At 45.8% G+C, this 13,050-nt stretch carries 10 protein-coding genes; 1 reads left to right on the forward strand and 9 read right to left on the reverse strand.

Annotated features, from left to right (window positions below):
* Nucleotides 1-138 precede the first annotated feature (138 nt).
* From trpB to trpD, 3 genes are read right to left on the reverse strand one after another with little or no spacing between them, the layout of a single operon-like run.
* Complete coding sequence (gene trpB / locus ABIX36_RS15765) at nucleotides 139-1,320, reverse strand: tryptophan synthase subunit beta (protein ID WP_348083124.1); 1,182 nt, start codon at nucleotides 1,318-1,320, stop codon at nucleotides 139-141.
* A complete protein-coding gene (locus ABIX36_RS15770; RefSeq protein ID WP_348083125.1) occupies nucleotides 1,317-1,946 on the reverse strand; it encodes a phosphoribosylanthranilate isomerase in 630 nt (209 codons plus the stop codon). Before ABIX36_RS15770 ends, trpB begins: the two co-directional genes overlap by 4 nt.
* A gap of 1 nt (nucleotide 1,947) precedes the next feature.
* Entirely contained in the window at nucleotides 1,948-2,937 is a 990-nt protein-coding gene (gene trpD, locus ABIX36_RS15775; protein WP_348083126.1) for an anthranilate phosphoribosyltransferase, read from the reverse strand.
* Nucleotides 2,938-3,512: 575 nt separating this feature from the next.
* Here trpD and ABIX36_RS15780 point away from each other — a divergent pair.
* Entirely contained in the window at nucleotides 3,513-4,460 is a 948-nt protein-coding gene (locus tag ABIX36_RS15780) for an ion channel (RefSeq protein WP_348083127.1), read from the forward strand.
* Nucleotides 4,461-5,008: 548 nt separating this feature from the next.
* On the opposite strand, the gene ABIX36_RS15785 is transcribed toward ABIX36_RS15780, so the two are convergent.
* The 6 genes from ABIX36_RS15785 to ABIX36_RS15810 all read right to left on the reverse strand — a co-directional run bounded on the left by ABIX36_RS15785 (nucleotide 5,009) and on the right by ABIX36_RS15810 (nucleotide 12,888).
* Nucleotides 5,009-5,824, reverse strand: coding sequence for an SDR family oxidoreductase (locus ABIX36_RS15785; protein WP_348083128.1), 816 nt, complete (start codon nucleotides 5,822-5,824; stop codon nucleotides 5,009-5,011).
* Entirely contained in the window at nucleotides 5,808-6,644 is an 837-nt protein-coding gene (locus ABIX36_RS15790; RefSeq protein WP_348083129.1) for a glycosyltransferase family 2 protein, read from the reverse strand. Before ABIX36_RS15790 ends, ABIX36_RS15785 begins: the two co-directional genes overlap by 17 nt.
* Before the next feature lie 6 nt (nucleotides 6,645-6,650).
* A complete protein-coding gene (gene recR, locus ABIX36_RS15795; RefSeq protein WP_348083130.1) occupies nucleotides 6,651-7,265 on the reverse strand; it encodes a recombination mediator RecR in 615 nt (204 codons plus the stop codon).
* Between the two features lie 346 nt (nucleotides 7,266-7,611).
* Nucleotides 7,612-9,978: an ABC transporter permease gene (locus tag ABIX36_RS15800; RefSeq protein ID WP_348083131.1), complete on the reverse strand. Its 2,367-nt coding sequence runs from the start codon at nucleotides 9,976-9,978 to the stop codon at nucleotides 7,612-7,614.
* A 130-nt stretch (nucleotides 9,979-10,108) separates the two neighbouring features.
* A complete protein-coding gene (locus ABIX36_RS15805) occupies nucleotides 10,109-10,327 on the reverse strand; it encodes a hypothetical protein (RefSeq protein WP_348083132.1) in 219 nt (72 codons plus the stop codon).
* 191 nt (nucleotides 10,328-10,518) lie between these two features.
* Nucleotides 10,519-12,888, reverse strand: coding sequence for an FtsX-like permease family protein (locus tag ABIX36_RS15810; protein ID WP_348083133.1), 2,370 nt, complete (start codon nucleotides 12,886-12,888; stop codon nucleotides 10,519-10,521).
* Nucleotides 12,889-13,050: the final 162 nt, after the last annotated feature.

A 13,050-nucleotide genomic window follows, 5' to 3' on the forward strand; every position in this document is an offset into this window, starting at 1 on the left:
GCCCGTAATGTTCGCAAGCGTAACAGTGTGTGTTCGGTTATGATACAGTAAGTTAGTGAGTGGTAAGTAGAGAATGGTGAGTGGTTGGAAGTTGGTGAGCGGAGAACAGTGAATGGTTGAGAAGTTCAAAACCACTCACTAATAACCAAAATACTTAATATACGTATCCAAATCCTTATCACCTCTTCCCGACAGGCAGATCACCACGTTATCGTTTTTATCAAACACCATTTTCTCCAAGTAAGCAAGTGCATGGGCGGTTTCAATAGCCGGGATGATGCCTTCCATCTGTGAGCAAAGCAAGCCAGCCTGCAACGCCTCATCATCGGTGATGCTTACGTATTTGGCGCGGTTTATTTTGTACAAATGCGCGTGCTGCGGGCCTATGCCGGGATAATCCAACCCTGCAGATATGGAATACGGTTCTTCCACCTGCCCATCAGCAGTTTGCATCAATATGGTGCGGCTACCGTGTAAAATGCCTTCGCGTCCAAGAAAAGTGGTTGCGGCCGAGTGACCGCTCTCCACACCTTTGCCCGCCGCTTCAACGGCTACTAATTTTACATCCTCATCATCCAGAAAATGGTAGAACATACCCATGGCATTGCTGCCACCGCCTACGCAGGCCATTACATATTGCGGCAACTCATTGCCGGTTTGCTCCAGCAGTTGTTTTTTTGCTTCGAGGGAAATGATGGACTGAAACTTGGCCACCATATCCGGGTAAGGATAAGGACCAACCACCGAGCCGATGATGTAATGGGTATCCACCGGGTTGCCTATCCAGTCGCGCAGGGCCTCGTTGGTGGCATCCTTCAGGGTTTTACTGCCCGATGTTGCCGGTACCACCCTGGCGCCCAGCATCTTCATACGCGATACGTTTGGTGCCTGGCGCGCCATGTCTATTTCGCCCATGTAAATCACGCATTCGATGCCTTTTAGGGCGCAAACGGTAGCCGTAGCCACACCATGCTGCCCGGCGCCGGTTTCGGCGATGATGCGTTTTTTGCCGAGGCGTTCTGCCAACAGGATCTGCCCTATGGCGTTATTTATTTTATGCGAACCGGTGTGGTTAAGATCTTCGCGTTTGAAGAAAATGTTTGCTCCGTATTTTTCCGAATAGCGCTTGGCATGGTATAAAGGCGAAGGGCGGCCCACGTAATCGCGCAGCAGCTGTTCAAACTCAGCTATAAAGCTCGGGTCGTTCATTATCTTCACGTACTCCTGGCGCAGTTCCTCTACGTTAGGGTAAAGCATTTCGGGTATATACGCCCCGCCAAAATCTCCGTAATAACCCTGTTCGTTAACTCCGTACTTCATTTGTTATTGAATGTTTTTATAATATTAAATGCTTCTTTAAGCTTATTTACATCTTTTACAGCCGGCGCCGATTCAAACCTGCTGTTCAGATCAACACCATACAGCATAGGGTGTTTAATGCTGCTCACTTCTGCCAAATTCTCCAGGCTTAAGCCACCCGATAAAAAGAACGGCACATCGCCCGTGTATCTGTTCAGCACTTCCCAGTTGAAGGTTTTGCCTGAGCCGCCATGGGCAACCGTTTTGGTATCGAACAGGAGATAATCTACTTTATTAGCGTAATTTTCCAAGCGGGTAAAATCAAAATCCTCATCTACACCAAAAGCTTTGATGACGATTACCTTGCTTCGGAACATGGCGCAGTTATCCGGTGTTTCGGCACCGTGCAGCTGAATGGCCTCGAAACCATATTTATTCATGGTTTTGTTGATGCGTTCTACCGAGGCATTTACGAACACTCCTGTTTTCAGGATATGATCTGGCAGCTTTGCCAAAATATCTTCATCAAGCTCCCCAATAAAGCGCGGCGACCTGCTGTAGCAGATAAAGCCCATATAATCGGGCGATAGTGCCGCTACAGCTTCGATATTATCCGGGTGTTTTAAACCGCAAACTTTTATCTTCATATTAGCTGGCAATCAAAGTTTTAAAGCTCTGCAGCGCCTTTTTGCTTACGAGCGATTCCTCGGCCTCGTAAAAACTATCTGCAAATGTTTTGCCGGGCGACATGGTTTTAATGGCCATAGCTGCATTGGTCAACACCACATTGCTCTGCGCCTTGGTAGCTTCGCCGTTAAGCACCTGCATAAATATATCCGCAGAATCGCTTACGGTATGCCCGCCGGTTATTTCGTTCTCATTCAGTTTGGCAAAGCCAAGGCTTTCTATCGTGTTCATCTTTTCGCCTTCGGCAGAAAAGGTTTTAAAATCGCAGGTAAGCGAGATCTCATCATAGCCGTCCAAAGCGTTGAGGATGGTGTATTTGATGCCCGATTTTTGGTACAGGTAAGCATAAACTCTCGCCAGCTCCAAATTAAACACACCTACCAGCTGGTTGCCGGGTTTAGCCGGGTTTACTAATGGGCCAAGCATATTAAAAAAGGTTTTCACGCCCAGCTCGCGGCGGATAGGCGCAACGGTTTTCATGGCTGGGTGGAACAAAGGCGCGTGCAAGAAGCAGATGTTTGCTTTATCAATGCTGCGTTTTAGGGCATCGGTATTGTTGGTGAACACATAGCCCAGATGCTCCATTACGTTGGATGAACCACAGCCAGAGGAAACGCCGTAGTTACCGTGTTTGGCCACCTTATACCCTGCCCCTGCCACTACAAATGAAGCGAGTGTAGAAATATTAAACGTGTCTTTACCATCGCCGCCGGTGCCGCAAAGGTCTATGAGTTCGCCGGTTTCCAGATCTATAGGCAGGCAAAGTTCCAGCATGGCGTCGCGGAAACCTTCCAGTTCGTTCACGGTAATACTACGCATGCAATAGGCCGTCATAAAGGCTGCCATTTGCGAGTTATTATATTTACCCAAAGCGATGTTTTTCAAAATTTCTTTTGATTGCTCGCGGCTAAAGGTTTTGTGTTCAAAAAGATGGTTAAGTATCTGTTTCATGTTAGGGCATAAAAAAAGGGCTACCTTGCGGCAACCCTTCTGTATATCTGTAAAAAACAAAAAATGAGGCTGCCTTACGAATTTTCGTTAAGCCAACACCAATTGTTGTTTAATGCTACTGTTTTCATTTGTTAAGGCAAATATGGAAATACTTTTCACTAAAAACAAGCGGAATGATGTTTTTACAAAAGCAAATGCGTTTAAATTTTATTGAGCTGTCGGCTTAGGTGTTCCACTTTTAAATGTGGAACACCTATTTTTAAAACCATATTGATTATCAGTATTTTACAGTTTTTAGTGAAACACTTTGGAACACCCCTGTTTTTTAGATAATATTTGTATATAGTTTATTATCAATAATATATATAATTTATCGTAAAATAAAAAAACAACATGAAATACTTTTGTGAAACACCAAATATAAGCTCACAAAGGTCGGGATGCCCTTAAATGTAAAGGAATTTCTGTAAAATTGCTTATAGATCTATCCACGCACTTTTAATGTTAGTCGTTGAATTACCGTCGAACACATTGCAGTTCAAAATCCTTATTCATTCAATCGTTAATTAAAACAAATGGCCATACGCGAACAAAAGATAAATCCTGAGAACGACCTTGGTTTTGGCCCACAGCCGGTTATCAAAAGCCAGCCGCTTATTAATAAGGATGGTTCGGTAAATGTGCGGCGTAAAGGATTGGCATTTTTTAATACAGCTGATAATTACCATACCCTTATTAAAATGAGCTGGGGCAAGTTCTGGCTCATCGTACTCAGTGGTTACCTGTTTGCCAACCTGTTTTTTGCAGCTATTTATGTTTCGATTGGCATGGATAGCCTGGATGGTGCAACCGGTAATACCATTTACGAACGCTTTTTAGATGCCTTTTTCTTCTCGGCACAAACCATATCTACTGTAGGTTACGGGCATATCAGCCCAAAAGGCGTGGTAGCAAACAGCGTCGCCGCCATCGAATCCATGATGGGTTTGCTGGCATTCGCGCTGGCAACGGGTTTGCTTTACGGGCGTTTTTCTAAGCCATCGGCTAAAATTGTTTATAGCAATAACCTGTTGGTAAGTCCCTACCAGGAAAGCGGCAAGGGGCTGATGTTCAGGATCTCCAACCTGCGGAGGAACGTTTTGATAGACCTTGGTATCGAGGTCATTTTCTCCTATAACGAAATAGTGAACGGAAAGGCCACACGCCGTTTCTTCCCGCTGGAACTGGAGCGCTCTAACGTAAGTATCCTCACCCTCAACTGGACGATTGTACACCCGCTGGATGAGAACAGCCCCCTTGCCGAAATTACGCCCGATGAACTGGAACGCACACAAGCGTCGTTCTCGGTATTGCTAAAAGCCTTTGACGACACCTTCTCTCAAACCGTACACTCCCGTACCTCCTATACCTATGCTGATATGGTATGGGATGCTAAATTTGTGCCGATGTTTGAACGGGATGAGGATGGCAGAATTGTGTTGGATATGAGCAAGATAAGTGAGTTTGGTTCAGTGGTTCAATAGTTCAGTGGTTCATTGGTACTTGCATATTGGCCATTGGGCTGGATGATAAAGTACGCTCTGGTTGTCATTTCGAACCGAGGTATGGCTGGCGTTGTGTGAAAGGCGACCGTGAGAAATCTTATACGCCATGCATCCAAACTTTGCATGTGAACGAGCAATTAACCCAGTGTCATTATTTTTAAAACCCCATCGGGGTTTAAGGTCGGCAGGGTATGTCAGCAAGAAATATTTTATCGTGCCGTTAGGTTACGAAACTTCCGATGTAGTGTACCTGACGGCACACCAAAGACATGTATATGTTTATTCTACCGACCTTTTGCACCTACGGCGCATTGATTGTTCTTAAATAATGATATTGGGCAATTAGTCTACAAGCAGGGCGAATAAGTTCCCTCCTCACCCCTGCACTCAATCCCACGCCGCTCGTTCGGGATGACAGGGTGGGTTTTGTTCAATACAAAACGATAAAGGAAGTCCAACTCCTGCCATTAACTATGAGCCATCATCTATGAACTATCATCCATCAACTATAAAACATCATCCATCAACTAACGAAGCAACGAATTCCGCTCCTTTGCAAATACTTTATACACCTGTGTATCTAAAAACGCGGGGAAGAATTTGCTGAGAAATACGGTGAGTTTGCCTTGCGTGGTCATGATGAGGGTGCGGCTGCGGTTCTCTACGCCATTGGCTATAATGCTGGCCACCTCTTCGGATGTCATCATTTTGTTTTCTTCGAGTGTGCTTTCGCCTTGTTCTTTGCCGCTTTTATCGAGCGCGGTGTTGCGGATGTTAGATGCCGTGAAGCCCGGACAGGCTACCATTACGTGTACGCCGATTTTCAGGTTTTCTACCCGCAGGGCATCTAAAAAGCCGTTCATTGCATATTTGCTGGCAGAATAACCCGCACGCCCAGGCAGCCCCTTATAGCCGGCTATGGAGGATACGCCCACAATGCTGCCTTTTGTTTTGGTGATCTCGGGCAGGGCGTATTTGGTGCAGTAAACCGTTCCCCAAAAGTTGACGTCCATCAGGCTTTTTAAAACTTGTAGGTCTACATCTTTAAGTAATGCACGCATGGAAATGCCGGCGTTATTGATGAGTACATCTACCCTGCCGAAGGTTAGCACGGCTTGCTTGATCAGCATGGCGCAGTCCTGTTCAACGGTAACATCGCACTGTACGGCAACAGCCTTAACTTTTTGGTGGGTTTCTATATTTTGGGCGATGGTGCATAAACCAACGTACTGCCTTGCACCTAAAACAAGGTTGGCGCCGCGATTGGCAAATTCTATGGCGAGGGCTTTACCGATGCCGGAAGAGGCACCGGTGATAACAATTACCTTATTTTTCAAGTTCATATTTCGGGGCAAATATCTGCGGCACGTCCGGCATCTTGATCTCCGGCATACGGAACATATATTTGGCAGCGAATATAATCATAGCACCATAAAAGTGCCTGATGTAAGTCCACGTAAATTTTGAGCCCAGGTGTTCCCTGTAGTTAAGAATATAGGTTTTGGGGTAGTAGTAATTTTTATATCCCGCAAGGCGGATGCGGTACGATAAGTCGATATCGTGCCCAAACATGGCCATGCGCTCATCAAGCTCGCCCACCTCGTTCAATACCGATCTACGAAGCAGCATAAATGCGCCGTTTATCACATCAACTTCGGCGGTTTCAAATTCATCTACCCAGTTATTGTTCTCGTGCTTATATAACCTCGATTTTACAAAGTGTTTGGCAAGGCCGGTAAGTTTAAAGAAGTTTTCCCATGCCTTATTAAAGCCCCTGCGCGATACATGCAGGAAACGTCCTTGTGGGGTTAGCATTCGTACGCTAAGTCCACCAGCGTCGGTGTGCTCTTCCATAAACGCCAAAGTGCCATCCAGCGCGTTGCTGGCGGTAATTGTATCCGCATTGACCAGTAAAATATACTGTCCGCTTGCTTGTGTAGTGGCGAGGTTACGGCTTTTGGCGGTACCGAGTTGCTTTTCGTTGTGGATGATATTGGCTGTTGAGAACTCCTGCTCCAGCATTTTTACTGAGCGGTCTGTAGAGGCATCGTCAACCACAATCAATTCATAATCAATATGCTTACAAGCTTTAATTAAAGAGCTAAGCGAAGCCTTCAATAAAGCGCACATATTGTAATTAACTACAATAACAGAGAGTTTCATAAGCTATCAGGATAATGAATTTTCGTACGGAACCCGGGTCACGATAGATCGTCCTAAAGTAATCTCGTCTACGTACTCTAATTCACCACCAAAAGCTATGCCACGGGCAATGGTAGAGATATTTATATTAAATTGTTTTAAACGCTTGTGCAGGTAAAAAATAGTAGTATCGCCTTCCATAGTAGCGCTAAGGGCAAAAATTATTTCTTTAACCCCCGCTTCTTTTAACCTTTCCACCAGTGTATCCACCTGCAGATCGGACGGGCCTATACCATCCATTGGCGATATTAAGCCACCGAGCACGTGGTATACGCCATTATACTGGTTGGTGTTCTCAATGGCCATTACGTCGCGTGTATCTTCCACCACGCATACTAAAGAGCGATCGCGTTTATGGGAAGCGCAGATTTCGCATATAGTGCTGTCCGAAATATTATGGCAGGTGCTGCAAAACTGAATTTCGTTGCGCAGGCGGCTAACCGAGGTACTGAAACGTGCTACCTCCTCTTTATCACGGTTGAGCAGATGCAACACCAAACGCAGGGCAGTTTTTTGGCCAACACCCGGTAATTTAGCAAACTCCGCAACGGCATCCTCCAGCAGTTTCGACGAAAAATTCATTGTGCGAAAATAGGGAAATTAGTTCATAGATGATAGTTGATGGTTCATAGCCAGGAGTTCATGGATGATGGTTCATAGTTGATGGTTTGGAGCCGGAAGCTGATAATTCATAACCATAGTTAGTTGATGAGGGCAGTGACTACCTGCAATTCCATTCGGCTATGAACTATGAACTAATTGTGCGTTGCCTTCGGCCCAGACTATGCGCTCATACGCGCACACAGCCTTAGTCACAGGCCGGTATGCGCTCCTATCCTTAACGCTATGAATTTGCTCTAAATCACCAACCCCATCCGGCTATGAACGATGAACCATGATCTCTGAACCATCATCTATGAACTGAGGCTTACTCGCTTCTCAAATTCTTAACCGGGTTTACCAGCGCGGCCTTTACCGCCTGCCAGCTCACCGCCGCCAGGCAAATAACCATGCTCAACACCAGCGTAGCCACAAATACCCAAATACTGATTGTGGTGTGGTAGGTATATTGAGAGAGCCACCTGCTGATATTATACCAGCTGATAAGTGAGCCAATAACAAACGATAGCCCCACCAGCACCACAAATTCCTGCGAGAGTTTTAACCAAAGCGCACCGGTACCTGCTCCCAATACTTTGCGGATGCTGATCTCCTTACGCCTGCGCTCGGCAGAGAACGCGGCAAGCCCGAATAAGCCCAGAGCCGATAACAAAATTGCTAAACAGGTGAACAATATGGCCATAGTGCCCAAAAGCTTTTCGTTGCGAAATTTGGCGTTAAAGCTTTCGTCAATAAATTTGTATTCGAAAGGGTAAGTGGGGTTATATTTCTTGTAGATACTTTGTAACACCGCGAGGTTTCCGGATACGGAGGTATTTGGGTTCAGCCGCAGCCCTATACTGGCTGCCCAGCCTTTCATAAAGCCAATGATAACGGGTTTTACAGGTTCGTATGGCGATGCCAATACAAAATTCTTCACTACGCCAATAACAGTACGCTTTGTATTCATCCAGGTAATTTGCTGCCCTACGGGTCCTTTTAAGCGCATCAGTTTTACGGCCGCCTCGTTGAGAATAACCGCCGTAGAATCGGATGGTCTGTCGGAAACGAAATCGCGTCCTTCGGTTATTTGCAGCTGGTAGGTATCAACAAAATGATAGGTGGCGGCTACGCAATCAATCGGGATATTGCTTTCGCCCGGCAATTGTCCCGGCCAGGTATTTTTCCAGGTAGCGCTGGTTACCCCGGTAATCGACTCGGATATCAGCGCGGCATCGGTAATTGCCCCGGCATCCAGCGCGTCGCGGCGAAAAAGGTCGAACTGATCGTACATCCTGCCGTCGGCCATTATTTCAACCATGCCATTGCGGTTATAGCCAACGGGCCTGTCTTTTATAAACTCTATTTGCCGGTAAACAAAAATGCTAAAGATAATTAAGCAGGTGGCAAAGGTAAACTGCGTTACTACCAATATTTGTCTTGGCCTGATGGCCGTCCGGGTGCTGACCATCTGCCCTTTAAGTACCTTAACCGGGTTAAACGATGAAAGAAAAAGCGCCGGGTAGCTGCCTGCAACCAATCCGGTAAATACGGTAACTGCCAGGGCAATTATCCAGGCCAGAGGGTTAGCATAAGGCAGGCTTAAATTAATGTTGATGATATTCCGGAATACGGGAAGTAATATCATCATCAACGCTAAGGAAATCAGGAAAGCAATAAAAGCCAACAGAAGCGATTCGCCCATAAAATGCTTAATCAGTGCGCCGCGCCTTGCCCCGATGGCTTTACGGATGCCCACCTCTTTTGCACGCTTCTCTGATCTGGCGGTTGAAAGGTTCATGAAATTAGTACAGGCTATCAACAGGATCCCAATAGCAAGAAACAGAAATAACCGCACGTACTCTATACTGCCGCCTGTGTTTATGCCATTTTTAAACTCGCCATATAAATGCAGTTTGGTAAATGGGTACATAAATAACTTTACCGCCTTATCGGCCGGGAAATGCTGACCGACCAGGTTCCTGATCTTTGTATTAACGGACTCCGGTGATGCACCAGGTTTTAATAGTACGTAAGTGAAATAGGCGTAATTATCCCAGCCCTCACCTTTTAGCCATGGCATTTGGTTTAAAAAAGCGGCCCAGGGCATGATCGCCTTAAAAGTAAAGCTCGAATTTTGCGGATGATCGTCGATAACAGCGCTCACCTTCATCGGGAACTGGTTATCAAACTTAACCATCTCACCCACCGGGTTGTGTTTGCCGAAGATGGCACGCGCGCTCGACTCACTTAATATGATGCCCGTTGGGTCGGCGAGCGCGGTACGCTTATCGCCCCAAATAAAACGAAAGGTAAACAGATCGAGCAAAGCCGGGTCTGCGGCTACGGTGTTTACCTTGATCCCTTTATCGTTAAAGGTTATCAACGCGTCTCTCGATTCGTTGATACGCGCCACCTGCTCTACCTCCGGGAAATCTTTTTTGAGCGTTTCGGCGAGTAACTGCTGGGTTAAAGGTTTGGTTTTTATTTCGCCATTGGCCGGCTGATTTTTAAAAACCTGGTACAGCCTGTCGCTGTTGGTGTGGAATTTATCGAAACTATATTCGTTATAAACGTACAGCAACAACATAAAACTCACTGCCATACCAACGGCAAGCCCCCCGATGTTGATTAGCGAGGAAGTTTTATTATTTGCAATGCTGCGCCATGCTATTTTTAAGTAACTCTTTATCATAGGCTTTAGGTAATAAGTGCAATATCTGCACTATGGCTATTAATTCCTAAGCTTTTAACATTCGTTAACTTTTGTTGGTTCATGAATATTCGGTGATGTTTCATCAACCATCCACCAATGAACCAATAAACTATTCCGACCTCAAACTCCTCACCGGGTTGGCAACAGCCGCTTTTACGGTTTGGAAGCTGAGCGTAAACAAGGCTGTAGTAATCATTCCACCACCACTAAGCGCGAAGATCCACCAGCTGATGGCGGTACGGTCGGCGAAATCCTCCATCCACTTATGCATGGCGTAATAGGCTATCGGGGTTACCACTACAAAAGCCAAAACAATTAGCCAGATCAATTCGGTAGACAATAAAGTTACTATCTGTGCTACAGATGCGCCTAATTAATGAAGGTAAACAGCTTATGCCTCCGGAAGCCCCTTAAGGCGATTTTGAAATAGTTCTTTATCATAGTTTTTTAGTCATTGTGTCATTTTGCTTCGCGTCATTGGGCGTCTGTACAAAATGACTTAATACCCCAATGACTATTTTATTCGCTTCTTAAATTCTTCACCGGGTTGGTTATGGCCGCTTTAACGGCCTGCCAGCTTACTGTTATAAGCGTTACTGCCAAGCTGATAGTTATCGTCGCCGCGAAAACCCAAATGCTTATGTTGGTGCGGAACGTATAATTCTGCAGCCATTGGCTCATAATGTAAACACTAAATGCCGAGCCGATAAGAAAGGCTATGGTTACCAAAACCATAAATTCCTTTGATAAATTAAGCCACAGGTTGGCGATGGATGCACCCAACACCTTACGGATGCCAATTTCCTTGCGGCGCTGCTCGGCAGAGAACGAAGCAAGACCAAACAAGCCGAGGCAGGATATAACGATAGCCAGTACAGTGAAAGAGTTGGTGAGCGTACCCAACAGTTGTTCGTTACTGAATTTTTCGCTGTACAGCTCATCTACAAATTTGTATTCGAACGGGTACTCGGCGTTGTATTTTTTGTAAACGGTTTGCAGTTTTGCAAGCGCGTCAGATACGGATACGTTTTTATTGAGGCGCAGGCTGGCCGCCCCTGCCCAGCCCTTCATGTAGCCTATAATGACCGGGCTAACAGGTTCAGATGCCCTCCCCCATATAAAATCCTGCACTACCCCAACAACGGTACGCTTTGCGCCCTGCCAATATACAATAGTGCCCAACGGGTCTTTTAAACGCATTAGTTTTACCGCCGATTGATTTAGCATTATCGCGGTGGAATCAGAGGGCCTGCCCATGTCAAAATCGCGCCCTTCCAACACTTTTATGTCGAACGTTTTGGTGAAATGATAAGTGGTAACCATTTGGCTGATAGGTAATTTATCTTCCCCGGGCAACTGGCCGGGCCAGGTTATGCCCCATGATGAGCTGCCATCGTTAGTGATGCTGCCGGATGTGCTGGAGCCTTCGGTAATTGCACCCGCTTCTATCGCGTCGCGGCGGAAGCTTTCAAATTGATCATATACTTTACCAATCAGCGAAAGCTCTACCAACCCGTCCTTATCATATCCCACCGGCAGGTTTTTAATATAGTTGAGCTGCTTGTATATCAGCATGGTTGATACGATAAGGCAGGTGGCAAATGCAAATTGCACTATAACCAATATCTGCCGCGGCCTCAGGGTTGCCTTGCCCGCATTATTAATGCCCTTAAGCACCTTTACCGGCTTGAATGATGAAAGAAATAAGGCCGGGTAACTCCCTGCTATAATACCTGTTATAAGCGTAATGCCCAGCCCTGCTATCCAAAAATAGGATAAACCGTATGGTATAGCCAAGCTTTTGTGGATGATGCCGTTAAAGTAATCTAAAGAGGCGCCGATAATGAGCAGTGCTACTACAAAGGAGATGCAAGCCATCAGCAACGATTCGCCCATAAACTGCCAGATGATAGAAAACCGGCTTGCCCCTACCACTTTACGCACCCCTACTTCGCGGGCACGGTTTTCCGACCGGGCGGTAGACAGGTTCATGAAATTGATGCAGGCGATAAGCAATATACCAATGGCCAGCATCAGGAACAATCTTACGTAGGATATTGCGCCGCCGACGCTTACGCCGTTTTTAAATTCACTATACAAATGCCCTCGCGAAAATTGGGAAAGCATCAGTTTGTTCTCCTTATCCTCGGGGTTGTTTTTTGTGATCAGCCCGGCGAGTTTGGCGTTTAGCTTTTTTATATCGGTGCCGGGTTTTACCAACGCGTAGGTACGGTAATTAAAATTCCCCCAGCTGGCGTTCGTTTTTACCCAGGGCATATCTGCTTCCAGCATGGCCCATGAGCCTAATGCCTGGAACTTACGCGATGAGTTAGCCGGAAGGTCCTTTATAACGCCGGTTACTTTTGCATTTCGGGTATTATCAATTTTCACGATCTTACCCATCGGGTCATCGTTCCCGAAGATGGTTTTTGCGCCTGTTTCGGTCAATACTATTGATGATAACTCCATAAAGGCTGTTGCACGGCTTCCTTTTACAAATTCATAGGCAAAAATATCAAGTAAGGCAGGGTCGGCAGACAGCATGGGTAAATTGAGCGATTTGTCCTGGTATTTAAAAAGGTGGTTATCATGCCAGGTGGTGCGGGCAGCTTTTTCTACTTCCGGGAAATCTTTAACCATGGCTGCCGCTACCGGTGATGAGATAGAGCCACTGGTTTGTATTTCGCCATTGGAGGGCTGATTGCGCAAAACCGAGTAGATCCGGTCGTCGTTTTTGTAGAATTTATCAAATGTAAATTCGTTATAAACATACAGCAGCAGCATAAAGCTTACCGCCATGCCCACTCCCAGCCCTCCTATATTGATAAGGCTGTACAACTTGTTTTTAAACAGATTGCGAAAAGCTATTTTTAGGTTGTTTTTAATCATAACAATGCCAATATATTAAAAGCGATACCAATTTTATAATAAACTCAATATCAATATATTAATATAAAAATACATATTGCGTACTGTACGCATGCGTAACAGCCATTGTACGGTTATGATACACTGTGGTTTTGGGGAGTGGTGAGTTGAGAGTGGTGAGTA

It is taken from the genome of Mucilaginibacter sp., from assembly GCF_039925265.1.
In the GTDB taxonomy this organism is placed as follows: Bacteria; Bacteroidota; Bacteroidia; order Sphingobacteriales; family Sphingobacteriaceae; genus Mucilaginibacter.